Below are 24,438 nucleotides of genomic sequence, written 5' to 3' on the forward strand. Positions count from 1 at the left end.
GCACGCCATGTCCATCGTCCTCACGCCGTTCGCCCGCACCCGCCTGTTCCCGCGCGACGGCCGCCGCAATGCGATCCAGGACTGCACGCCGGAGCAGTTCGAGCAGCATCTCAACGCCAACGCGCCGCTGCAGGTGCTCGACGGCTACGCGCCGTTCTGCAAGTTGCACGTGCACCGCAACTGGACCTCGACGCGCTGCCTGACCGTGCCGATCACCGACGCCAACCGGCGCCTGCTGCGCTCCGGCTACGAGGCGCGCAGCCGCGAGGAGTTGCCGGTGCTGGTGCGCTGGTTCGAAGGCGTCGAGCCGCCGGTGGCCGCCTACCTGCTGCCGATCCTCTACAGCCGCGAGCAGCTTGCGCACGAGGGCGCGCCGATCGAGGCCGACTGGGGCGTGGTCGGTTGCCTGTACACCGCCGCGCCGCAGGAGATCCCGATGGCGCCGATCACCATGCTGCGCAATGCGCTGGGTGTGGAGGAGGGGGGCTCGGGCGTGCCGCTGGATCGCGACGCCTACCGGCGCAGCGTGGCGTTCTGGGAGCACAACGCCAACTGGCGGCCATAAGCCCGGCTTGCGCTTTCATTGCCCATCTCGCCTGGAGATGCGTGCGACCGCGATACGTGCGTTGCGGGTTACAGGGCGGCAGCGTGTTCGCCCAACGCTTCGGCTATCCGCAGCGTCGCCTCGCGCCGGTTCGCCGGGACGACCAGCAGCGGATAGCTGTCGCTGTCGATGTCGAGATGGAGCAGCGCCATGCCCTGCGCTTGCAGGCAGCGCGCCGCCAGCGTCAGCGCCTCTTCGTTGCGCGTCTGCGATGCGGCCAGCGGCGACAGCACGTTCCGCATGCCCGCCAGGGGCCGCAGTTCGCCCAGCGCGTGGGCGAGGTCGGCGGCGTCCACTTTCCAATCCACCTCGGCGCACAAGCCCCGCGAGATCAACCCGTCGACCAGGGCCAGCCAAGGACTGACCTGGTGCGGTTCCTCGATGCCACGCTCGAACAGCGGATCCTCGAACTGCTGCAGATAGCGTGACGGCGCCTCGATGGCGAGCGCAACGTCGTCGCGCAGGCCGTGGTCTTCCGGAGCAAGCGTGTCGCAGATGGACATCCAGGTGTCGCGTGCAGTGTGCATGGCCTCTCCTCGTGGGATCCATTGTCGATGCCCCTTTGCGTTGAAGGCAAGGCAGGCCCGCCCTGGCGATTGCGCGTGCGCCCTGGCTCCGTCGTCTGTTCGCAGACTGCGCCGTACGTGGCCAATCCCGTACCGCTGGCCACATGACGCCGCGCAGATCGCATGCCGGAACGCTGCGCTGCACTGGTGCGCGCAGATGTTCACTGGTGCATGCATGCAGGAAGAAACCACGCGCTGTCGGCGACTTTGTCCGCGAACCCCAGTCCGTTCATCGGCCTGGCGCGGGATGACCATCAAGTTTGCGGACGGCGGGACGATAGCGAGGGAGTAAGCCGCCATGCAGCAGCCCTGGGACGCGATGTCCGGCGGCGCGTCGTGGCCTGGTGGGGAAGGCGTCTCGGGCAGGTCATTGGCAACGGACACGACGCGCGTGCGCCGTGCGCTGTGGTGGGCTGCGACGTGGCGTGTTCCCCGCACCCGTACTCCCTCCCCCTGCCAAGGAAGCCGTCATGTCCACTCCGTCGCCGCATCGCCGTCGCGGCAGCGTCGCCAAACGCCTGATGCTGGGTACCGGCCTGCTCGCGCTGGCCTGCTTCGGCCTGACCGCGATGATCATCTACTGGCGCAGCAGCGATGCGTTGCTGTCGACCTCGCGCACCAGCATCGAGAACCTGGGGCAACTGGAGGCGCAGCGTGTGTCGCGCGAGATTGGCGTGGCCTTCGACGCCAGCGAGGCGTTGGCCAACAGCTTCCGTGTGCAGCATGGTGCCGGCGGCCTGTCGCGCGCCACCGCCACGGCGGTGTTGCGCAGCCAGCTCGATGCGCATCCGCAGTGGCTGGGCATCAGCACCATGTGGGAGCCGGACGCGTTCGACGGCAACGACAAGGGTTTCGTCGGTGCCGAGGGCCACGATGCCACCGGCCGCTATATGACCTGGTGGTCGCGGCAGAACGGCAAGCTGGTGCGTGAGGCCCTGCGCGACTACGAGAAGCCAGGCGACGGCGACTGGTACCTGCTGGCGCGCAACACGCACAAGCCGGTGGTGATCGAGCCGTACTACTACCCGGTGGCCGGCAAGGACACGTTGATGACGACGCTGGCCACGCCGATCCTGGAAAACGGCCGCTTCCTGGGCGTGGTCACCGTCGACTTCACCCTCGATACCCTGCAGCAGCGCATCGCCGCGCTGCGGCCGATGGGCGAGGGCCACGCCAGCCTGCTGTCGCCGTTGGGCATGGTGATGGCCAGCCGCGATCCGCAGCAGGTCGGCAAGACCCGCAACGATGCCTGGTCCAAGGACATGCTCGCGCGTGTGGCCAAGGGCCAGGTGGTGTTCGATCATCGCCGCGCCGACGGCGAGGATGCGTTGAACGTGTTCGTGCCGCTGAAGATCGGCGATGCGCCGCAGGCGTTCGCGCTGGGCATCTCGGTGCCGTATGCGTTGGTCATGGCCAAGGCGCGTGCGCTGTTGTGGACCATCGCCGCGGTCGGCCTGCTCTCGGCGCTGGTGCTGAGCGGTGCGCTGTACCTGTTGCTACGCCGGCAGGTGCTCGATCCGCTTGCCGAGGCGGTGCGCGTGTCCTCCGCGGTCGCCGCCGGGCGCCTGGACAGCCAGGTCCGCCATCGGCGCGACGACGAACTGGGTCAGTTGCTGGATGCGATGGGCAGCATGCAGACGCAGTTGCAGGCGGTGATGCAGGCGCAGGCGGAGATGGCGCAGCGCCACGACGCCGGCGAGATGAGTTATCGGATGGACGCCGAGCGCTTCCCCGGCGAGTACGGGCGCATGGTCCACGGCACCAATGCACTGGTCGCCGCGCACGTGGACGTGCAGCGGCGCCTGGTCGAGGTGATGTCGCAGTACGCGATCGGCAACATGCAGGTGGACATGGAACCGCTGCCGGGCGAGAAGGCGGCGATCACCGAGGCGATGCGCACCACCAAGCGCAGCCTGCAGGCGATCAATCAGGCCATCACCGAACTGGCGCAGGCCGCGGCCTCCGGCGATTTTTCCCGGCGCGGCGACGCCGCGCGCTTCCAGCACGACTTCCGCAACATGGTGGTCGGGCTGAACCGCCTGATGGAGCTGACCGAAGGCAACCTGTCGGCCTTGTCGGCGCTGTTGCGGGCGGTAGCGCAGGGCGACCTCACCGCGCGCATGCACGGCGAATTCCATGGCGTGTTCGCGCAGATGCGCGACGACGCCAACGCCACCGTGGAGCAGCTGACCGGCATCGTCGGCCGCATCCAGCAGGCCACCACCGCGATCAATACCGCCGCCGGCGAGATCGCCGCCGGCAACGACGACCTGTCGCGGCGCACCGAGCAGCAGGCGGCCAACCTGGAAGAAACCGCGGCCTCGATGGAAGAACTGACCTCCACGGTGAAGCAGAACGCCGAGCATGCGCACCAGGCCAACCGCCTGGCGCAGGACACCGCCGGCGTGGCCTCGCGCGGCGGCGCGGTGGTCGAGCAGGTGGTGGAGACCATGTCCGGCATCGCCGGTGCGTCGAAGAAGATGGCCGAGATCATCGGCGTGATCGACGGCATCGCCTTCCAGACCAACATCCTGGCGCTCAACGCCGCGGTGGAGGCGGCGCGCGCCGGCGAGCAGGGCCGCGGCTTCGCGGTGGTGGCGAGCGAGGTGCGTGCGCTGGCGCAGCGCTCGGCGACCGCGGCGCACGAGATCAAGGGCCTGATCGACGCCTCGGTCGGCCAGATCGACAACGGCACGGCGCTGGTCAACGGCGCCGGCGACACCATGCGCGAGGTGGTGGCCAGCGTGCGCCGGGTCACCGACATCATGAGCGAGATCGCCGCCGCCTCGCAGGAGCAGAGCGCCGGCATCGAACAGGTCGGCAAGACCATCGTGCAGATGGACGAAGTGACCCAGCAGAACGCCGCGCTGGTCGAGGAAGCCACCGCGGCGGCACGGGCGATGGAGGATCAGGCCGAGGAGCTGCAGCGCGCGGTGGCGCTGTTCAAGCTCGCGGCACCTTCGTCGGGCGGCCTGGCCACGGCGGGCCGGGCGCGGCTGGAGCTGGTGTCGTGAGGGCCGTGCGCGCTGTTGCGCTGTTGCTGTCGCTGGGCGTCGCCGCGCCGGTCTGCGCCGGGACCGCCAGCGCCAATCTGGCGGCGACCTCGAACTACGTCTCGCGCGGCTTCGAGCAGAGCTGGGGCCGGCCGGTGCTGCAGGGTGGGCTGGACGTGGCCGCGGACAGCGGTTGGTATGCCGGCACCTGGGCGTCGGGGGTGAGTCCGTACTTCATCGAAGGCGGGCACGTGGAGTGGGACGTGTATGCCGGCTATGCGGCCAGCCATGGCGACTGGGGTTGGCGCGCCGGCGTCTACCACTACGCCTATCCCGGCGCGCGCATGAGCGCCAGCGGTACCCGCTACGACTACGGCGAGGCCATCGTCGCCGGGCACTGGCGCACGCTGGAGCTGTCCTACGCCAGTACCTGGACGCGCGACTACTTCGGCTACAGCAGCGCCACGCTGGGCGTCGGCCAGGGTCGGCACTCGCGCGGCTCCGGCTATCTGGCGCTGGACGCCACGCTGCCGCTGGCCTCGGACTGGCAGGCGAGCGTGCATGCCGGCCACCAGCACGTGCGCAACTTCGCCGACTACGGCTGGACCGACGCGCGCGTCGGCCTGAGCCGCACCTGGCGTGGCACCGAGTTCGGGCTTACCTATTCGCGGGCCTGGAACAGCGCCGGGGTCTATCGCCGCTACACCACTGGCGTGCCGGATGGCGACGGCCGGGTGCATGTCACCAATCCAATCGACGGCGCCTGGTCGTTCACCATCAAGCGCAATTTCTCGCTATAGCCGGGCGGCGATCAGCCGTCGGCGGACGGCGCGAACGCCTCCACGGCGAGCCGGTCCAGGTAAGCGCGAAGGCGGTGTTCGCGTTGCGCCGGGTCGCTGGGCAGCGGGCGCGCTTGCGTGCCGCCGCTGCTGCGCGCATGCACGCGCGGATACGGCTGTGCCGGCACCGGCACGCCCAGGAAGGTGCACAGCGGTTCCCAGCCGCTCTGCGCGTCGGTGTCGAGCACGAGCAGGCGCTGCGCCGGCACGCTGGCGATGACGGCCTGGTTCCAGCGATGGAAATAGTCGGTCATGAAGCCGCGATCGTCGATGCGCGTGGCGAACCCGCGGCGCAGGAACTGGCTCAGGCGCTGGCCGTCGGGGCCGAATAGGGCCGGCACGCTGCCGTCGCTGGCGAAGATGGTGCTGCGCACCGAATCGAACCAGGCATCGGCATCGCGCACGGTCAGGATCACCTTGGCGTGCGGATAGTGCGCGACCAGCTCGCGCCAGAAGCAGCAGCCGGGATAGTCGACGGTGGCGGTATAGCCGGCGAACAGCGTCTGCCAGTCCGCCTGCCCGTCGATCGCCGCGTCCCATAGCGGCAAGGCCTGGCGCAGGTGCGCGGCCAGCTCCATGGCGTGATAGCAGCGGCCCAGGCCCAGATGTTCCAGCGCCAGCTTCAGCGACAGGGTGCCGGTGCGGCCGAGGCCGGCGCCGATGACGCGCAAGCTCATGCTGCCGCCCCTGCGCCCTGCGCCAGCCACTGCGCGGCCTCGCGGCCCAGTTCGGCCTGTGCGCGCACCTCGTAGTCGGCGGCGATGGCGGCCGGCAACAGCGTGCGCCAGCGGCCGCTGCGGCCCTGGTTGAAGAAGGCCCTGCCGCCCTCGCGCCACAGCCCGGCACCCTGCGGCACGTAGCGCGCGGCGTGCTGGCGCATGTAGTCGAACTGGCAGTGCGCCAGGATCGTCTCCCAGGCCGCCTCGCGCACCGGGATCTCCAGGAACGCGGCGATGCGCCGTATCTGTGCGGGCAAATCCTCCAGCAGGTCGGCGTAGTGCACCAGCAGCACGTTCGGCTGCGCGCGCTGCTGCCACCAGCTGCGCACGCCTTCCCAGAATGGCCAGAACGGCGCGCCGTCGTGGGCCAGCCAATGCGCCACGTAGGCATCCGTCGGCAGGCTCGGCGGCGGCACCACGCGCAGCTTGCCCGGTTCGGCCGCGCCTGCGTCCAGCCGCGCCTGTGCATCCTGGCTGACCGCACACTGGTGGTCGTACAGGCTGAGCGCGATGTCGCGGCCGTCGCGCCCGATGTACAGGTACTTGGCGCGATCGCTGACCACCAGCGCATCGGCCGGGAGATGCGTCTTGATGAAGCGCCGGTGGGTCTGCGCCTGCAGCAGCGCAAGCTTGCTCGCGCGGTCCGGGTACACGCCGTCCAGCCACGGCGAGATTGCCGACACGTCGACGTTCGCTGCGCCCTCGAACAGCAGCTGCGCGACGATCTGCTGCAGCCACGTCGTGCCCGCCTTGGCATAGCTGGCGATGACGATGTCGCCGTCGCGGAAGTCCAGTGCGTTCCACGCGGCGGAGTCGAAGAAGCGGTTGGGATATTCCCGGGTCTTGGCGAAGGCAGTGGGATCAGCCATGCGGGGCTTCCGGTGTATGGGAGAGGGGCGTTGGCGCGGCCGGCGACTTTCGGGGCGGGACGGCCGTGCGCGGGCGCAGGGCGATGCGGACATCGAGCGGACGCAGCACCAGCGCCGGATACGGCCGCGGCTGCGCATCCGCCGCAAGGTGCAGCGTGCGCTCGCGCAGCAGGCCGGCCACGACCATGGTCATCTGCACCAGCGCCAGCTGGCTGCCGATGCAACTGCGCGGGCCGCCGCCAAAGGGAAAGTAGGTGTAGCGCGCCGGGGCGTGCGTCGGGTCCAGCCAGCGTGCCGGCACGAAGCGGTCCGGTGCGGCGAAGTGGCGCGGATCGCGCTGCACCACCCACTGGCTGACGATCAGCTGGGTACCGCGCGGCACTGCAAAGCCGTCCAGCGTGGTGTCGCGTTGCGCGATGCGCGCGGTCATCCATGCAGGCGGATACAGGCGCATGGCTTCCTTCACGCAGGCGCGGGCCAGCGGCAGGCGCTCGACGAGCGCGTCGTCGCAGGCCGTGCCGGGCGTGCTGTCCAGGCCGGGCAGTGCATCGGCTTCCTCCGTCACCGCCTGTGCGATCGCCGGATGCTGGGCCAGCAGCAACAGCGTCCAGGTCAGGCCGGCCGCCATCGGTTCCAGCGCCGACATCAGCATCGCCGCCGCTTCGTCGCGGCACCAGTCGCCCTGGCCCTGCGGATCGTCGCGCTGCAGCAGTTCCAGCACCGAGGCGGCTGCGCCTGGCGAACGCGGCGATGCCAGGATCTGTGTCAGTGCGGCGTCCAGTGCGCCGCGCGCGGCACGCAGACGGCGCTTGCGAGCGCTCGGCCACCAGGCCGGTGCCGCGGACGGTGTGCGCGTCTGCTGCAGGATCGCATCGACCATCGGCAGCATCCGCAGCAGCGCGGGCGCGTGTGCCGCGTCGCCGAGCAGGAAGCCGGCGCCCAGCTCCGCACATAGCGCCGTCATCATCAGGCGCAGATCCTGGGCGTGGGCGCTGTCATTGCGCGCTTGCAGTAACGCCTGGGTGGCAGCGAGCGCCTGTCGGGTGTAGTCGCGCACCAGGCTGGCGCGGAACGCGGGCTGCAGTGCCTGGCGTTTGTGCTGCCAGGCGTCGCCCTCGCTGTTCATCACCGATGCCGGGAATGCAGCGCGGCGCGCACGCGGATCCGGATCGGATTTGGCGTAGAGGCTGCCGTCGTCGCCGAGCACGGTGGCGATCGCGGTTGGTGCAGCGAGCAGATAGGTGCGCTCGGCGATCCGCACCACGTCACCATGCTCGCGTGCACAGCGTTGCAGGAATTGCAGGGGATCGGCAGCGAAGGCCTGCCGATTACCGAACGCCCAATGACCGCGCGGGCCGGGTGGGAGTCGGTGCGCATCCGTCACGCGAGAATCCGCGTGGTGGCGCACTGCGATGCGAAAGCTGGCATGTATCGCATGGCGAGCATGACGCGTGAATGCGAGAAGAGAAGCGCCGCGAGAGGGGGCGGATTGCCCCCTCTCGCACAGGCACGCCACACGACGGTGGCGAGAAGGTCAGTAGGTGTAGATGTAGCCGAGCTTGCGGCCACCGAGGCTCTGCACCCAACGCGACAGCGAATCAAAAAGGCGTTTCATGGCGATACTCCTGATTGAGCGGAGGGATCTGTTGCGATTGTCGCGCCTGCCTCAGCGCGGCAGGCGCGGGAAAAAGCATCCTCGCTTGAATGCGGCGGCGCAAGCGAAAGACTGAAGCGCGGCCAACTGCAATGTGCGTGTCATCTGCAGTTTCGTGGCGTGTGTCGCATGCGATCGCAGCGCATCGCCGCGCCTGCCATGGAGGGTGTCGTACCGCACGTATGGCCATTGCGTCGCCATCGCTGCGTGCTATGGTCGCGCCACTTCGGCAACGAGTGGCTGCGGATGCCCGTGACCCATGAGTACGATCGCCTGGCCGCGATCTATGACCGTTTCTACGATCGCTGGCCCGCTGCCGTCACCGAGCAGTGCGTCGGTGTCCTCGCCGAGCTGGCCGCGGGCCGAGCGGCGCTGGAACTGGGCATCGGCACCGGCCGTCTCGGCTTGCCGCTCGCGCACTGCGATGTGCCGGTCACCGGCATCGACAACGCGCCGGCGATGCTCGAGGCCTTGCGTGCCAAACCCGGCAGCGAACGCCTGCACCTGGTCTGCGCCGATTTCGCCGACATGCCCGTGTCCGGGCCGTTCGGCCTGATCTATGCGGTGGCGGCATTCGGTTATCTGCTGACCCAGGCCGAGCAGTTGCGTTGCATGGTCAACGCGGCGCGCTGCCTGGCGCCCGACGGGCGCTTGCTGATCCAGACTGCAGTGCCGGGCGCAGAGGTGTTCGACGGCGGCGGCAAGGTCAGCCAGGTGCTGGATGCGCCGGACACCGATGGCGACGGCGCGGCGGTGATGCTGGTGTGCTCGCAGCCCGATCCGCTGCAACAGCGCATCGACCAGCGCGTGGTGGTGCTGGGCGAATCGGGCACGCGCATCTTCAGCGAGCGCCGCCGCTACGTGTGGCCGTCCGAACTGGACCTGATGGCGCAGATCGCCGGCTTGCGCCTGGAGGCGCGCTGGAGCGATTGGGCGCGCACGCCGTATCACGCGCGCAGTCGCATCCAGATCTCGGTATACGTGCCGGCTGGCGAGTGCAGGATCTGAAAGACTAGCGCCGTCTTGGGCACTAGATGGCGATGTCCGGTGTGTGGGTTGCGGATCGGCAGTAGCGGGGCCATGTCACTTTGGGGCCTGCGTGTCCATGCCGATGCGATACCGGTCGATACCGTTGGTGGCATAGGCGAACCGCGCCTGCAGCCGCACCGCATCGTGCTTGGTCTGGTCGACGCCCGTGCTACGACCAAGCACGGTGCGCCTGGCTTCGCGATCGCCAGTTTGCTGCGGTAGTCACTCAGCATGTCATCTTCCGGCATCGAAGTGCCGCGCTAGCAGGCGCGAGGGGGGCAGTTGTAGCAAATCAGTCGGGGTGGACCTTCGCGCGCCCATGTCCCTGTCAGCATCGCATCGATCAGGTTGGTGCGCCGGCCTTGATGTTATGCATCGCGTGCATAGCCTGCCTCGCGTTGCGCGCGGATCGCCAGGACAAAGACGGTATCCAGCGCAACCACGTATCGGTAGAGGGCAATATATCCGTGAGCGCCTTGGCCAATGACCAGTTCACGCACATCATGGCGCGTCAGCCGGCCGATCAGCGGATTGTCCGTCAGCACGTTCGATGCGCTGACGATCTCGCTCAGACGCTCTTGGATATGCTCGGCTTCGTGTTGTTCCAGATGGCCGATGATGCGCCGTAGGTCCTCGTTGACAGATGGCAGGAACTCAACGTGCGCCATGCTATTTCGCGAACTTGCGGGGGACGGGAGGGGGAGTGTCCTTGCCCTCGATGCGTTCCATCAGATAACGACGCATCTCGTCCCAGGGAATGCTCTCGCCGGTCTTGAGGAATTCGCCCCAACGGCGCTCGGCCTCTGCATGGAAGTCGACGCGCCGCTCGGCGAGCTCTGCCTTCTCGGCGATGGCTTCCAGGATGAAGTTGTGCGACGTGGTGCCGGCCGCTTCCGCGGCCTTGGCGATGCGGGCCTTGAGCGCGTCCGGCAGGCGGATGGTGGTGGTGCTCATGGGGGAGCTCCAGGCGAGTGGTGTGAAATCAATGTAGCACAGGTGTGGTACAGGTGGCCTGGCTGGACAGCCGTGTCGGCCAACTGGCCCGAAAAGGCCGCTTGGAGCAGGGGCCGCGCAAGGTGGCGATGTCTGCGGTTTTCGCTCCGTACGAATTTTCAGCCTCCTGTCTCCACACGCTCGCAGCGCCGATCGCACAAAAAACGGGCGCCTCGCGGCGCCCGTTCCTGTCTGCATGGCGATGTCTTGCCACTGCTTCAGTAGCGGTAATGTTCCGGCTTGAACGGGCCGTCGACCGGCACGCCCAGGTAGGCGGCCTGCGCGTCGGTCAGCTTGGTCAGCTTCACGCCGATCTTCTCCAGGTGCAGGCGCGCCACTTCCTCGTCCAGCTTCTTCGGCAGGCGGTACACCTGCTTCTCGTAGCTGTCCTTGTTCTGCCAAAGGTCGATCTGCGCCAGGGTCTGGTTGGCGAAGCTGTTGGACATCACGAAGCTGGGGTGGCCGGTGGCGCAGCCCAGGTTGACCAGGCGGCCTTCGGCCAGCAGGAAGATCGCATTGCCGTTGGGCAGCACGAACTTGTCCACCTGCGGCTTGATGTTGATCTTCTGCACGCCCGGCAGCTTGTACAGCGCCTCGACCTGGATCTCGTTGTCGAAGTGGCCGATGTTGCAGACGATGGCCTGGTCCTTCATCTGCGTCAGGTGCTCGATGCGGATGATGTCCTTGTTGCCGGTGGTGGTGACGTAGATGTCGGCCTGGCCGAGGGTGTCCTCGACGGTGTTGACCTCGAAGCCTTCCATCGCCGCCTGCAGTGCGCAGATCGGGTCGATCTCGGTGACGATGACGCGGGCGCCGTAGGCGCGCAGGCTGTGCGCCGAGCCCTTGCCGACGTCGCCGTAGCCGCACACCACCGCGACCTTGCCGGCCAGCATCACGTCCATCGCGCGCTTGAGGCCGTCGGCCAGCGACTCGCGGCAGCCGTACAGGTTGTCGAACTTGCTCTTGGTCACCGAGTCGTTGACGTTGATCGCCGGGATCAGCAGGGTGCCGGCCTCTGCCAGCTGGTACAGGCGGTGCACGCCGGTGGTGGTCTCTTCGGAGACGCCCTTCCAGTCCTTGACCACGCGGGTCCAGTAGCCCGGGCGCTCCACCGCCACGCGCTTGAGCAGGTTCTTGATCACCTGCTCCTCGTGCGAGGAGGCCGGTTCGTCGACCCACTTGGAGCCGTTCTCCAGCTCGTAGCCCTTGTGGATCAGCAGGGTGACGTCACCGCCATCGTCCACCACCAGTTCCGGCCCGGTCTGGGTGCCGTCGGGCAGGGTGAAGGTCAGCGCGTCGAGGGTGCAGTCCCAGTATTCCTCCAGGGTCTCGCCCTTCCAGGCGAACACGGGGGTGCCGGTGGCGGCGATCGCCGCGGCGGCGTGGTCCTGGGTGGAGAAGATGTTGCACGAGGCCCAGCGCACGTCGGCACCGATGTCCTTCAGCGTCTCGATCAGCACCGCGGTCTGGATGGTCATGTGCAGCGAGCCGGTGACGCGCACGCCGGCCAGCGGTTTGGCGGTGGCGTACTGGCGGCGAATCGACATCAGGCCCGGCATTTCATGCTCGGCGATGTCCAGTTCCTTGCGGCCCCAATCGGCCAGGGAAATGTCGGCGACCTTGTAGTCGCCCTCGGTGGAAAAGCGCTTGAGTGCAGCGTTCATCGATAAAGCTCCGGTCAATGGCGAGAAACTCGCGAAGTCCGGGCGCCGTTGTCGCTCAAGCCTCGCGCCGAGCCTGGCCGGGTCTGGAGACGGGGAATCCGGTCTCGATCCGGTCGCAGCGCCCCTCGGCGCAAGGGGGAACCGATTATAGCGGCTGCCGCGTGCGGCGCTTGAACGCGGGTCCCGGGACAGGCCCGGCCCAACCATCGACAGGGGGCGGGGGGCGCCGGCCCTGCTACCGTCGGCGGTTCGATCGATGCGAAGGAGAGGGGAGAGATGAACCAGATCACAGTGCGCGGGCGCCGCCGCGCCGCCAGGCCGGTCTGCGGCCTGCTGTGCGCGGCCCTGGCCGCGGCCGGCAGCGCCGCTGCGAACGCCGCCTCGGCACCTGCGGCGGCTGCCGCGCCCGCCGATGCGGCCGACAGCGGCTACCAATTGCCGTCGGCGCCGCTGCAGGCCATCGTCGATGCGCCGCGGCCGCCGCAGCTGTCGCTGAGCCCGCGGCGCGATCTGGCGGCGATGCTGCAGTTGCCTGCGCTGCCCGGCATCGCCCAGGTCGCGCAGCCGGAGCTCAAGCTCGCTGGGTTGCGCATCCATCCGCGCACCCGCTCGCAGAGCCGTTTCGCCTTCGGCGACAAGCTGTGGCTGCTGCGCATCGCCGATGGCAGCGAGTTGCGCATCGACGGCCTGCCGTCGCCGCTGTCGATCGCCGGCATGGCCTGGGCGCCGGACCAACGGCATCTGGCCTTCAACCGGATCGATGCGCGCAGCGGCGCCAACGAACTGTGGGTGGTGGACATCGCCGCGCTGCGCGCGCGGCGGGTCGCCGAGCGGCTCAACACGGTGTCCGGCGAGGGCTATGCGTGGATGCCCGACAGCCGCCAGTTGCTGGTGTTGTTGCAGCCGCAGGAACAAGGCGCGTCGCCGCCCGCCGACGCCGTGCCGACCGGGCCGGCGGTGCAGCAGACCGCCGGTGGCGGCGCCACCGCCTTGCGCACCTACCAGGATTTGCTGAAGAACGAGGCCGACGCGCGCCAGTTCGATTATCAACTGCGTGCGCAGCCGGCGCTGGTCGACGTGGACGGGCGCCAGCAGCGCATCGCCTCCCCGGACCTGTACCTGTCGCTGGCGCCGTCGCCGGACGGCCGCTACCTGCTGGCGCAGCGCCTGCAGCGGCCGTTCTCCTACCTGGTGCCGGCCAGCGGCTTCCCGCGCACCATCGAAGTGCTCGACCGCGCCGGCAAGCCGGTGCACACGGTGGCGCAGCTGCCGCTGGTCGAAGGCCTGCCGACCGGCAACGATGCGGTACGCACCGGCGTGCGCGACATCGACTGGCGCAGCGACGCGCCGGCCACCCTGGTCTGGGCCGAGGCCCAGGACGGCGGCGACCCGGCGCGCGAGGCGACGGTGCGCGACGCGGTGCTGATGCAGGCGGCGCCGTTCAAGGCGCCACCGGTGACGCTGGCGCGCTTGCAATCGCGTTATGCCGGCATTTTCTGGGGCCGCGGCGACCTGGCGCTGATCGACGAGTTCTGGTGGAAGACGCGTCAGACCAGGCAATGGCGCGTGGCGCCGGACCAGCCCGCACAGGCACCGCAGCTGCTGGTGCAGCGTTCGCAGGAAGACCGCTACGCCGATCCGGGGACGCCGGTGACGGAGCGTGATACGGCCGGCAACCCGCGCCTGCTGATCGCCGCCGACGGTCACAGCCTGTTCCTGCGCGGCGAAGGCGCCTCGCCGCAGGGCGATCGGCCGTTCCTGGACCGCTACGATCTGGACACGCGGAAAAGCACCCGCCTGTTCCAGTCGCAGGCGCCGTACTACGCGGTGCCGCAGGCCTTGCTCGAAGCCAGCGGCCAGCGCCTGCTGATTACCCGCGAGACGCCGCAGGAGCCGCGCAATTTCTATCGGCTCGATGGCGCGAACGCGGAGCCGGTGGCGTTGACCCGCTTCCCCCATCCCGCGCCGCAGTTGCGCGACGTGCGCAAGGAACAGATCCGCTACCGGCGCAAGGACGGCGTGGAGCTGACCGCGACCCTGCTGCTGCCGCCGGGCTACGACGCCAAGCGCGACGGCCCGCTGCCGATGCTGATGTGGGCCTACCCGGGCGAGTTCAAATCCGCCGACGCCGCCAGCCAGGTCACCGACTCGCCGTACCGCTTCAATGCGATCGGTTACTGGGGGCCGCAGGCGTTCCTGGCGCTGGGCTATGCGGTGCTCAACGACCCGTCGATGCCGATCGTCGGCGAGGGCGCGCGCGAACCCAACGACACCTATGTCGAGCAACTGGTCGCCGACGCGCAGGCGGCGGTGGACGAGGTGGTGCGGCGCGGCGTCGCCGATCGCGATCGCATCGCCATCGGCGGGCATTCCTACGGCGCCTTCATGACCGCCAACCTGCTCGCGCACACGCGCCTGTTCAAGGCCGGAATCGCCCGCAGCGGCGCCTACAACCGCTCGCTGACCCCGTTCGGCTTCCAGTCCGAGGAGCGCACCTACTGGCAAGCGCAGCCGGTGTATCAGGCGATGTCGCCGTTCAACTACGCCGACCGGATCAAGGATCCGCTGCTGCTGATCCACGGCGCCGAGGACAACAACTCCGGCACCTTCCCGATCCAGAGCGAGCGCATGTACGCGGCGATCAAGGGCAACGGCGGCACCGCGCGGCTGGTGATGCTGCCCAACGAGGCGCATGCCTACCGCGCGCGCGAGTCCGTGCTGCAGATGCTGGCCGAGAGCGAGCGTTGGCTGCGCACCTATCTGGGACCTGCGCCCACGCCGACGTCCGCGCCGGCTGCGGCAGGCGCCACGCCGCGCTGAGCCGCGCCTGCGCCACGGCCGCACGTGCGTGCCGCCGTGGCGCAGGGCGCTGCTGTGCAGTGCAAATGGTTCGCTTTGAAACCGTCGCGCGGCCGACGGGAACGCGATGCCTTTTCGGTTAGGCTTGCGGCGCCCCCACTGCCGAGCCATGCGTTTCCCGATGAACGAGTCCCGCAGCAGCATCGCCTTCGCCACGCCCGACCTTCCCTTGCGCGATGACGTGCGCCGCCTCGGCGCCCTGGTGGGCGACCTGCTCGCCGAACAGGTCTCGGCGCAGTTCCTGGACGAGATCGAACGCATCCGTACCACCGCGATCGCACGCCGCGAGCGCGCTGCGCCGCTGTCCTCGCTGAGCGAGCAGCTTGCCGGCCGCGCACCGCGCGACGCCGAAGCGCTGGTGCGCGCCTTCAGCACCTATTTCCAGGTGGTCAACATCGCCGAGCGCGTGCACCGCATCCGCCGTCGCCGCGACTACCAGCGCAGCAGCGCCGACACACCGCAGCCGGACGGCCTGCTCGACGCCTTGCGCCGGCTCAAGGCGCAGGGCGTCGGCATCGAGGAACTGCGCGACTGGCTGCCGCGCATCGACGTGGAGCCGGTGTTCACCGCGCACCCGACCGAGGCGGTGCGGCGTGCGCTGCTGGAGAAGGAACAGTTGATGGTGGCCAGCCTGGTCGACAACCTCGACGGCCTGCGCACCCCGGGCGAGCGCGCCACCGACGCGGCGCGCTTCCGCATGGCGCTGACCGCCTCGTGGCAGACCGCCGATTCCTCGCCGGTGCGCCCCACCGTGGAGGACGAGCGCGAGCACGTCGGCTTCTATCTGACCCAGGTGTTGTACCGGGTGATCCCGGTGATGTACGAGACCCTGGAGCACGCCATCGAGCAGACCTACGGCCAGGCGCTGACCCTGCCGCGTCTGCTGCGCTTCGGTACCTGGGTCGGCGGCGACATGGACGGCAACCCCAACGTCGATGCCGCCACCATCACCGCCACCCTCGATGCGCAGCGGCGTGCGGTGCTGGAGCGCTATCTGAAGGAACTGTGGCAGCTCGCCAGCCTGCTCAGCCAGTCGACCACCCTGGTCGCGGTCAGCGCGCCGCTGCTGGAGCAACTGGAGCGTTACCGGCAACTGCTGCCGGAGGCCGCGGCGCGTTCGCGGCCGCGCCACGGCGACATGCCCTACCGCTTGCTCAACGATCTGATGCGCGCGCGGCTGCAGGCGACCCTGGACGATGCGCCGGGTGCCTATGCCGCGCCGGCCGAGCTGGAAAGCGACCTGCAGTTGATCCTGGACAGCCTGCAGGCCAACAAGGGCCTGCACGCCGGCTGGTTCGCGGTGCGGCGCCTGCTGTGGCGGGTGCGCAGTTTCGGTTTCCACCTGGCGCGGCTGGACGTGCGCCAGGAGTCCAGCGTGCACGCGCGCGCGGTCGCCGCCGCGCTGGACACGCAGGACTGGGACGTGCGCGCAGTGGAGGAGCGTGCGCGCCTGCTCGGTCCCTACGCCGGTGGCGAACAGACCCTGCCGGCGGCCGACGACGAAGGCAATGCGCGGCTGGACGCGGTGTTCGCCGCGCTCGCCGATGCGCGCGCGCGGCACGGCGCCGACGCGCTGGGTAGCTACATCATCTCGATGGCGCACGACCGCGCCGACGTGCTGACCGTGCTGGCGCTGGCGCGTCGCGGCGGCCTGGTCGATGCCGACGGCGCGGTGCCGCTGGACATCGTGCCGCTGTTCGAGACCGTGGACGATCTGCGCGGCGGCACCGCGACCCTGCGCGACCTGCTGGCCGATCCGGTCTACCGCCGCCACCTGGCCGCGCGCGACGACGTGCAGATGGTCATGCTCGGCTATTCCGACAGCGGCAAGGACGGCGGCATCGCCGCCTCGCGCTGGGGCCTGCAGCGCGCGCAGGTGGAGTTGCTGGACGCAGCGGCCGAACTGGGCATCCGCCTGACCTTCTTCCACGGCCGCGGCGGCTCGATCGTGCGCGGGGGCGGCAAGACCACGCGCGCGCTGGAGGCGGCGCCGCGCGGCAGCGTCGACGGGCGCCTGCGGGTGACCGAGCAGGGCGAGGTGATCCACCGCAAGTACGGCATCCGCGCGCTGGCGCTGCGCTCGCTGGAACAGATGACCGGCGCGGTGCTGCTGTCGAGCCTGCGCCCGCGTGCGGCCGACGCGCGCGAGGCCGGCTGGCGGCCGGTGATGGACCTGGTCGCCGAGCACAGCAGCCAGGCATATCGCGGCTTCGTCGGCGACGCCGAGTTCATGCGCTATTTCCGCCTGGCCACGCCGATCGACGTGATCGAACGCATGACCCTGGGCTCGCGGCCATCGCGGCGGCTCGGCCAGGATGCGGCGCTGTCCAACCTGCGCGCGATCCCCTGGGTGTTCGCCTGGAGCCAGGCGCGCGCGGTGATCCCGGGCTGGTACGGCGTGGGCAGCGGCCTGCAGGCGGCGGTGGACGCCGGCCACGAGGACGCGCTGCGCGCGATGGCGGCCGACTGGCCGTTCTTCCGCACCTTCCTCGACGACATCGCCATGGTCCTGTCCAAGGGCGACCTCAACATCGCCGAGATGTTCTCGCGTCTGTCCGGGCCGCTGCACGAGCGCTTCTTCCCGCGCATCCGCGACGAGCTGGCGCTGACCAAGGGCTGGGTGAAGGCGCTGACCGGGCAGGCCTCGCTGCTGCAGCACGATCCGCGGCTGGCCTTGTCGATCCGCCTGCGCAATCCCTACATCGACCCGATCAGCGTGCTGCAGGTGGACCTGCTGCAGCGCTGGCGCGCCACCGACGGCGAGGACGAGGAACTGCTGCGGGCGCTGGTGGCCTGCGTCAACGGCGTCGCCCAGGGCGTGCAGAACACCGGCTGAGGCCGGCCTTTCAGGGCGCCGTCGGCGATGATCGGCGGTGGCCGACCGTGATCCGCTTGCGAGCGGACAAAATTGTCCGATAATGCCGCGCATGGAAATGCGAGCCGATACTGCCCAACGCCGCCGCCTGTTGCTGGATGCCGCCGACGAGGTGTTCTGCGCGCATGGCGTGCTGGCGCCGCTGGAACTGGTGGTGGAGCGCGCCGGACTCGGCCGCGCCACCCTGTACCGCCATTTCGCCGACCGCACCGAACTGATGGCCGCCCTGCTGGAACGTGGCCTGGACGGCCTGGAGGGCTGCGCGCGCGACATCGGCACGCGGCCGGACGGGTTGTTCCTGCTGATGTACGACGTCGCCGAACACATCGCGATGTCGGCGCCGCTGGCCGACTATTGGCGGTCGATGCCGCGCGAGCATCCGATGATGGACGCAGCGCATACGCGGGCGATGGCGATCCTGCTGCCGTTCCTGCAGCGCGCGATCGCCGCCGGCCTGTGCCGTGCGGACCTGGGCGAGCAGGACCTGGCCCTGGCGATGGACATGCTCGGCGCCTGCCAGCGCGGCAGCGACGAGACCGAACGCAAGGCGCTGGCGCAGCGCGGGTGCCGCCTGCTGTGCCACGCCCTGGCAACGCCCGCAGCGGCGGCGGCGTTGTGAGCGCCGACAGCGCCGCACGCCGACGCGCCTGGCCGCGGCGGCTGGCGCGCGCCGTGGCGATGCTGGCGGTGCTCGCCGCCAGCCTGTGGGGCGCGCTGTTCCTGGCCTACCTGCCGCATACCGGCGCGGTGGTGCGCTACGGCTCGGCGCTGCTGTGGGCCGGGCTGGGCGTCGCCGCGTTGTGGGGCCTTCGCCATCCGCGCGAATACCGCGTGCTGCCGGTGCTGTTCGCGGTCGGCTGTGCGGGCATGGCGGTGGGCTGGTCGGCGCTGCAGCCGCAGCAGAACCGCGACTGGGCCGACGATGTCGCGCAACTGTTGCAGCCGCAGGTGGACGGGCACGTGGTGACCCTGCACAACGTGCGCAACTTCGCCTGGCGCAGCGACCACGACTACACCCCGCGCTGGGAGACCCGCCGTTACGACCTGGACCGGCTGGCCTCGGCCGACCTGGCGCTGTCGTATTGGATGGGGCCGGCGATCGCCCACACCCTGGTCTCGTTCGGTTTCGACGACGGCCGCCGCCTGGTGTTCTCGCTGGAGATCCGCAAGGAGCGCGACGAGGCGTTCTCGGCGCTGGCCGGGTTTTTCCGCAATTTCGAGCAGGTGATGGTGGCCGCCGACGAGCGTGACATCCTGGCGGTGCGCAGCAACGTACGCGGCGAGGACGTGTACCTGTACCGGCTCAACCTCTCTCGCGCGCAACTGCGCCAACTGTTCCTGGGCTACGTGGCGCGGGCGCAGCAACTGCAGCGCGCGCCGCGGTTCTACAACACCGCCACCAGCAACTGCACCACCATCGTGTTCGAGCTGGCGCGCAAGCTCGATCCGGCGCTACCGCTCGATGTTCGGCTGCTGCTGTCCGGCTACCTGCCATCCTACGTCTACGCGCAGCACGGCTTCGTGCCCGGCTACAGCCTGGCCACGCTGCGCGCGCGCGGCCGCATCGGCGAACGCGCCCGCGCTGCCGGCGCCGGCGCAGACTTCTCCACACGCATCCGTGCCGGCATTCCCGGCGACGATCCCGCCGCCTCGCCATGACCCGGCACTTGCGTCTTGCGCGGTGCGCGGGCGCCGCGCTGCTGGCTGTCGTGCTGCTGGGCAGCGGCTGCGCCATGGTCAGCGTGCAGCCGCGCAGCGCTGCCGACTACATCGCTACCCAGCGTGGCGACGTGCTCAGCACCGGCAAGCTCAGCGACGCCAGCCTGGAGACGCTGCGCGTGCTCGCGCTCGATCCCAAGGCCTGTGAGGCAGACGTTGCGGCCTGCGCCACGCAGTTGCGCGCACTGCAGGCGCTGGACCAGGAGCGGCGGCTGGCGACCCTGTCGGAGCTGTGGGTGCATGCGGCCAATGCGCGCACGCCGCGGCAGGCGAGGGCGCTGGACGATGCGACGCTGCAGGCCTGGCTGGAGGCGGCGCGCTACGCCTATGCCTACCTGTTCTACACCCAGCGCCCGGCCAGCGCGCGCGCCTTCGAGGACCGGCAGACCCAGGTGCGCGACTACTACAACTACGCGGTGCAGCAGGTGGTCGGCGAACTGTTCCTGCGCTGGCGTGCCGGCAGCGCCAGTGGCGAACTGCACGACGACGACATGCTGCGCACGGCTGGCTGGCAGGTGCGCGCGGACATGGGCAGCTTCCGCCTGCCCGGCGGGGTGGCGCGGCCGGACGCGATGCTGCCGGCGTCGACGCTGCGCTTCGATGGCCTGCGCAGCACCTACCGCCGCGACGGCTTCGGCGCCGAGCTGGTCGCGGAGATCGCGCCGGCCAAGGTCGGCGACCCGACCGCGGCGGCGGCCGCCAAGACCACGCCGGACCCGCACGCGCCGGCATTCAGCGAGATGCCGTATGCGCCGACCACGGTGCTGCTGCGCTTCGATGGCGACAGCCTGGCGCAGGTGCTGGACACCCGCAGCGTGGTGGTCGCGCCCTACGATCCGTACCGCGACGGCGAGGTCGAGGTGCACGGCCAGCGCCTGCCGCTGGCGGCCAACTTCACCGCTGCCTATGGCCTGTGGCTGGCCCGTGCCGGCTTCGCGCGGCAGTCGCTGCGCTCCATGCTCGGTCGCGAGGATGGCATCGAGCAGCCGCATCTGTATCTGATGCAGCCGTACGATCCGGACCGGCGCATCATCCTGATGCTGCACGGCCTGGCCAGCAGTCCGGAGGCCTGGGTCAACGTCGCCAACGAGTTGCTGGGCGACGAACAACTGCGCCGCCACTACCAGATCTGGCAGGTCTACTACCCGACCAACATGCCGATCGCCTGGAACCGCGCGCAGATCCAGACGCTGCTACAGCAGACCCTGCGCCATTTCGATCCGCATGGTCAAGCGCCGGCCTCGCAGCACATGGTGCTGATCGGCCACAGCATGGGCGGGGTGATCGGGCGCCTGTTGATCAGCGACGCTGGCGACACGCTGTGGAACGATCTGATCGGCGCGCGCGGCGACCGGCGCCCACTGGACCCGCAGGCGTTGGCGCAGTTGCAGCCGCTGCTGCGCTTCGCGCCGTTGCCCGAGGTGGACCGCGCCATCTTCATCGCCGCCCCGCAGCGCGGCACCACCTTCGCCGAAGGGCGCCTCGGGCGCCTGGCCGGGCGCCTGGTGCGCCTGCCGGTGACGCTGCTCGATCGCTTGAACACCTTGCTGCAGGGGATCGACGGCCCCGATGGCGCGCCGGTACGCGTGCCCAACAGCATCGACAACCTGCGCGACACCGATCCGTTCGTGCGCGCGGCGGCGGAGTTGCCGATCGCGCCGGCGGTGCGCTACCACACCATCATCGCCCGCCGCGATCCGGCGGTGCCGCTGGCCGATTCCGACGACGGACTGGTGCCGTACCGCAGCGCGCACCTGCCGGGCGCGGTCTCCGAACTGGTGATCACCTCCGGCCACAGCGTGCAGGAGACGCCGCAGGCGATCCTGGAGATCCGCCGCATCCTGCATGCGCAATTGCAGGTGGACGCCGCCGCGCCGCGGTGACGCCGCCCGCGTCGGCGGCGATGCGCTTTCGTCGTGGAGCGCCGGCTGGGGCGTCGTCGCCTCGTGCTGCGACCAGGGTCCGAGGCATCGCGTGCGGGAGCGTTGACCGCCGCGTCCACGGAAGCGGCCAAGGTGTCGCGCCGCCATCGGCGCCGCAGCCGCAAGACGGCAGGGCGAATGATTCGGTTGTGCCGAATTGCGCAGAAATAGCGTCGAATCGTCCGCCGATGGTTGCCGATGACATCGTTGTCACGAAATTGCAGCCGCCAACCCGAACAATGCGCGCCGCCGTGAACGCGATCACGGCCTCTCTCCCCTCCATGCCCGGCCTGCGGAATGTTTCCGTTGGCCGTGCCTACGTTCGGATTCTTCATGTCGCACTCGATCCATCTTCAAAAACGCCTGTCACTGGCGATCGCCGCAGCGTTGCTCGGTGTCGCGCCGATGGCCTTGGCCCAGGCGCAGGATGCGCAGGAGACGCAGACCACCGCGTCCGACGCCAGCGCCAAGACCCTGGACAAGATCACCGTCGCCGTCACCCGCTACAATGCCGCGGACATGCAGATGGCCGCGACCAACACGGCCAACGTGCTGTCGGCCGAGGACCTGAAGTACACCGCCGTGCACAACATCGCCGAGGCGCTGGGTCTGCTGCCGGGCGTCAACGTGGTCAACACCGGGCAGTCGTACTTCGGCGGCGTCGACGGCGCCGCGCGCGGCGAAGGCATGTTCGCCTCGGTGCGCGGCCTCAACGCCGAGTACAACGTCAACCTGATCAACGGCGTCAACGTCGCCCAGGGCCTACCCTACAGCCGCAGCGTCCAGCTGAGCCTGCTGCCGCCGTCGGGCCTGCAGACCATCGTGCTGAACAAGACCTCCACCGCGGCGATGGACGGCGACGCGATCGGCGGCACCATCGACTATCGCACCCCCAGCGGCTTCGACTACAGCGAGGCGATGGGCGGCAGCGTCACCGCCAGCGGCCGCATGGAAAGCCGTGCGCGCGATTACGGCGACAATGGCCTGGGCAAGGGCGCAGCCGGCGAGTTCCATGCCAAGTTCGGCAGCGACAACCAGTTCGGCGTCTACACCAGCGCGTACTACGACGAGCGCCACTACGTGAACAGCGAAGTGGCCAATGCTGCTGCCTCGCGCGGCGACTGGAACAAGCGCTACTTCTCGCGCACCGACGCCAGCGGCCAGCCGGCGCCCGGCTACGATCCGCAGGATCTGCTGATGGCCACCGGCGCCAACATCGGCTACTCCGCCGGCGACACCAAGCGCTACGGCGGCAACGTGTCCTTCGACTGGCACGTCGACCCGAGCCTGCAGCTGTACGCGCGCGCCACCTACGCCTACGCCAAGACCGAGCAGAACACCGGCTACACCCAGTTGGTGCCGGCCAATGTGAGCCTGGTGCAGATCGGCACCACGGGGGTGTACCAGCCGCAGATCAACCGCGTGGCGGTGCGCTACTGGTACGAGACCAACCCGGAAGTGGCGGACCTGGCCACCTTCCAGTTCGGCGCCGACAAGCAGTTGGGCAACTGGACGCTGTCGCCGAACCTGTTCTACAGCTACGGCGACAACGATCGCCCGGACCACGTGGAAATCTCCGCGCGCGTGGACCAGTACGCCTCCACCCAGTTCCCCTATGGCGGCGCCAACACCTTCTCCGGCTACGACGGCGACGGCTTCCCCAAGCCGCTGCTGACCCCGGCCATCCAGGCCCAGGCCAGCGACATCGGCAGCCTGTATGCGCGTCGCTACGGCCAGTTGACCAAGTCCTACAGCGGCCAGACCAAGGGCGGCGCCAAGTTCGACGTGCGCTACGACTTCGACCAGGGCGCGCTGAGCAACATCCAGTTCGGCGTGAAGTATGTCGACAGCTCCCGCGACTTCACCTCGCGCGACTGGACCAACAGCAAGTTCACCGACGGCACCCTGCTGCGCGACACCGGCCTGGTGGTCGGCCAGTACGACTCGGTGTACCCCGGCAAGTACGCGTGGCCGACGGTCAAGCTCAGCAACGGCGGGCTGAAGGCGATGATCGCTCAGCACCTGACCGCGGCCAGCTTCGACACCTGCGGCAGCCTGGCGATCAACAACCAGAACTGCGCGACCATGCGCGGCGACGAAGCGGTGACCTCGGCGTATGCGATGGCCACGTTCCGCACCGGCGACCTGGAAGTGATCCCGGGCGTGCGCTTCGAGCACACCAGCATCCGCAACACCTTCTGGACCATGCCCGAAGACGCCAACGGCAACGAGCTGCCCGGCTTCTTCAGCAGCAACCGCACCAGCTACGACGTGCCGCTGCCGAGCGTGTTCCTGAACTACCGCCCGGGCGACGGCAATGCGGTGTACCGCGCCTCGGTGTGGACCAGCTACACCCGGCCGGCGCTGGTGCAGCTCGGCGGCGGCGCCAACTACGACGTCTCCAGCGACGGCACCACGGTCATCACCGAGGGCAACCCGGACCTGAAGCCGATCAAGTCGCTCAACGTGGACCTGTCCGGCGAGTGGGACAACGGCCATGGCGGCCACGCGATGCTGGCCGGCTACTACAAGCGCCTGACCGACTACATCTACGAGAGCGGCTCGGATCCGGCCAACGCCGGCACAAGCGCCGGCGCCGGCAACGTGCGCTACGTGCGTCCGCAGAACGGCGGCGACGGCAAGGTGCTCGGCTTCGAAGCCGCGGTGCGGCAGACCCTGCAGGGCATGCCGGCACCGCTGGACGGCTTCGGCATCGGCGCCAACCTCACCCGCCAGACCACCCGCGTGGACCTGGGCATGGACGGGTTCCACGACGAGCGCATCCAGAACGCGCCGGACCTGATGGCCAACGCCGAGCTGTTCTACGAAAAGGGTCCGCTGTCGGTGAACCTGGCCTACCACTACTCCGGCGAATACGTCTCGGTGTACGACTACTACAACCGCGGCGCCACCTGGGACGACCTGTGGGTCAAGCCGATCACGCGCGTGGACCTGCACGTCGGCTACACCTTCAACGAGCACCTGCGCGCCGACCTGTCGGTGGCCAACCTCACCAACCGCCTGAGCTACTGGGCGCACGTGGGCCACAACAGCACCGCGATCTCCGACATCGTCGATGCCGGCCGCACCGCGCTGCTGAACGTGAAGTACACGTTCTGAAGCGGGCGCCTGC

The 24,438-nt window shown here is 69.4% G+C and carries 18 protein-coding genes and 1 riboswitch; of the genes, 10 read left to right on the forward strand and 8 right to left on the reverse strand.

Annotation, left to right across the window (positions count from 1 at the left end; all coding sequences use genetic code 11):
* Window positions 1-7: 7 nt before the first annotated feature.
* On the forward strand, window positions 8-565 hold the full coding sequence (locus tag GGR71_RS10075; RefSeq protein ID WP_160957438.1) for a DUF3228 family protein: 558 nt from the start codon (window positions 8-10) through the stop codon (window positions 563-565).
* Window positions 566-633: 68 nt separating this feature from the next.
* Here the strand turns inward: GGR71_RS10075 and GGR71_RS10080 are convergent, their stop codons facing one another.
* Entirely contained in the window at window positions 634-1,107 is a 474-nt protein-coding gene (locus GGR71_RS10080) for a DUF6630 family protein (RefSeq protein WP_160957437.1), read from the reverse strand.
* A gap of 533 nt (window positions 1,108-1,640) precedes the next feature.
* On the opposite strand from GGR71_RS10080, the gene GGR71_RS10085 reads away from it, so the two are divergent.
* Both GGR71_RS10085 and GGR71_RS10090 read left to right on the forward strand, forming a co-directional pair.
* Complete coding sequence (locus GGR71_RS10085) at window positions 1,641-4,184, forward strand: methyl-accepting chemotaxis protein (RefSeq protein ID WP_160957436.1); 2,544 nt, start codon at window positions 1,641-1,643, stop codon at window positions 4,182-4,184.
* Window positions 4,181-4,963, forward strand: a complete 783-nt coding sequence (locus tag GGR71_RS10090) for a TorF family putative porin (protein ID WP_160957435.1) — start codon at window positions 4,181-4,183, stop codon at window positions 4,961-4,963. The genes GGR71_RS10085 and GGR71_RS10090 overlap by 4 nt, the downstream gene beginning before the upstream one ends.
* Before the next feature lie 11 nt (window positions 4,964-4,974).
* On the opposite strand, the gene GGR71_RS10095 is transcribed toward GGR71_RS10090, so the two are convergent.
* The 3 genes from GGR71_RS10095 to GGR71_RS10105 are packed head-to-tail and all read right to left on the reverse strand — an operon-like array spanning window position 4,975 to window position 7,974.
* Window positions 4,975-5,679, reverse strand: coding sequence for a sulfotransferase family protein (locus tag GGR71_RS10095; protein ID WP_160957434.1), 705 nt, complete (start codon window positions 5,677-5,679; stop codon window positions 4,975-4,977).
* Complete coding sequence (locus GGR71_RS10100; RefSeq protein WP_160957433.1) at window positions 5,676-6,590, reverse strand: sulfotransferase domain-containing protein; 915 nt, start codon at window positions 6,588-6,590, stop codon at window positions 5,676-5,678. Before GGR71_RS10100 ends, GGR71_RS10095 begins: the two co-directional genes overlap by 4 nt.
* The gene (locus tag GGR71_RS10105; protein WP_160957432.1) at window positions 6,583-7,974 is read right to left on the reverse strand and encodes a cytochrome P450; all 1,392 of its coding nucleotides are present in this window, start codon (window positions 7,972-7,974) and stop codon (window positions 6,583-6,585) included. Before GGR71_RS10105 ends, GGR71_RS10100 begins: the two co-directional genes overlap by 8 nt.
* Before the next feature lie 516 nt (window positions 7,975-8,490).
* Here GGR71_RS10105 and GGR71_RS10110 point away from each other — a divergent pair.
* On the forward strand, window positions 8,491-9,252 hold the full coding sequence (locus GGR71_RS10110) for a class I SAM-dependent DNA methyltransferase (protein WP_160957431.1): 762 nt from the start codon (window positions 8,491-8,493) through the stop codon (window positions 9,250-9,252).
* A gap of 75 nt (window positions 9,253-9,327) precedes the next feature.
* Here GGR71_RS10110 and GGR71_RS21045 read toward each other — a convergent pair whose 3' ends face one another.
* From GGR71_RS21045 to ahcY, 4 genes are all read right to left on the reverse strand, one after another.
* Window positions 9,328-9,456 carry a hypothetical protein gene (locus GGR71_RS21045; RefSeq protein ID WP_255490344.1) on the reverse strand — a complete coding sequence of 43 codons (129 nt, stop codon included), beginning with the start codon at window positions 9,454-9,456 and terminating at the stop codon, window positions 9,328-9,330.
* A 185-nt stretch (window positions 9,457-9,641) separates the two neighbouring features.
* Window positions 9,642-9,941 carry a type II toxin-antitoxin system RelE/ParE family toxin gene (locus GGR71_RS10115; RefSeq protein ID WP_160957430.1) on the reverse strand — a complete coding sequence of 100 codons (300 nt, stop codon included), beginning with the start codon at window positions 9,939-9,941 and terminating at the stop codon, window positions 9,642-9,644.
* Window position 9,942: 1 nt separating this feature from the next.
* Window positions 9,943-10,227, reverse strand: coding sequence for a CopG family ribbon-helix-helix protein (locus GGR71_RS10120; protein ID WP_160957429.1), 285 nt, complete (start codon window positions 10,225-10,227; stop codon window positions 9,943-9,945).
* 257 nt (window positions 10,228-10,484) lie between these two features.
* Window positions 10,485-11,930 carry an adenosylhomocysteinase gene (gene ahcY, locus GGR71_RS10125; protein ID WP_160957428.1) on the reverse strand — a complete coding sequence of 482 codons (1,446 nt, stop codon included), beginning with the start codon at window positions 11,928-11,930 and terminating at the stop codon, window positions 10,485-10,487.
* A 33-nt stretch (window positions 11,931-11,963) separates the two neighbouring features.
* Window positions 11,964-12,063: riboswitch (S-adenosyl-L-homocysteine riboswitch) on the reverse strand.
* 200 nt (window positions 12,064-12,263) lie between these two features.
* Between ahcY and GGR71_RS10130 the strand changes: the two genes are divergently transcribed.
* The 6 genes from GGR71_RS10130 to GGR71_RS10155 all read left to right on the forward strand — a co-directional run bounded on the left by GGR71_RS10130 (window position 12,264) and on the right by GGR71_RS10155 (window position 24,425).
* Window positions 12,264-14,750, forward strand: a complete 2,487-nt coding sequence (locus GGR71_RS10130) for a prolyl oligopeptidase family serine peptidase (protein WP_456362610.1) — start codon at window positions 12,264-12,266, stop codon at window positions 14,748-14,750.
* Between the two features lie 160 nt (window positions 14,751-14,910).
* Window positions 14,911-17,625: a phosphoenolpyruvate carboxylase gene (gene ppc / locus GGR71_RS10135; protein ID WP_160957427.1), complete on the forward strand. Its 2,715-nt coding sequence runs from the start codon at window positions 14,911-14,913 to the stop codon at window positions 17,623-17,625.
* 82 nt (window positions 17,626-17,707) lie between these two features.
* Window positions 17,708-18,283: a TetR/AcrR family transcriptional regulator gene (locus GGR71_RS10140; protein WP_160957426.1), complete on the forward strand. Its 576-nt coding sequence runs from the start codon at window positions 17,708-17,710 to the stop codon at window positions 18,281-18,283.
* 59 nt (window positions 18,284-18,342) lie between these two features.
* Window positions 18,343-19,323: an Lnb N-terminal periplasmic domain-containing protein gene (locus GGR71_RS10145; RefSeq protein WP_160957561.1), complete on the forward strand. Its 981-nt coding sequence runs from the start codon at window positions 18,343-18,345 to the stop codon at window positions 19,321-19,323.
* Window positions 19,320-21,266 carry a lipase family alpha/beta hydrolase gene (locus tag GGR71_RS10150; RefSeq protein WP_160957425.1) on the forward strand — a complete coding sequence of 649 codons (1,947 nt, stop codon included), beginning with the start codon at window positions 19,320-19,322 and terminating at the stop codon, window positions 21,264-21,266. The genes GGR71_RS10145 and GGR71_RS10150 overlap by 4 nt, the downstream gene beginning before the upstream one ends.
* Window positions 21,267-21,710: 444 nt before the next feature.
* Entirely contained in the window at window positions 21,711-24,425 is a 2,715-nt protein-coding gene (locus GGR71_RS10155) for a TonB-dependent receptor (protein WP_160957560.1), read from the forward strand.
* Window positions 24,426-24,438: the final 13 nt, after the last annotated feature.

It is taken from the genome of Xanthomonas sp. F1 (assembly GCF_014199855.1).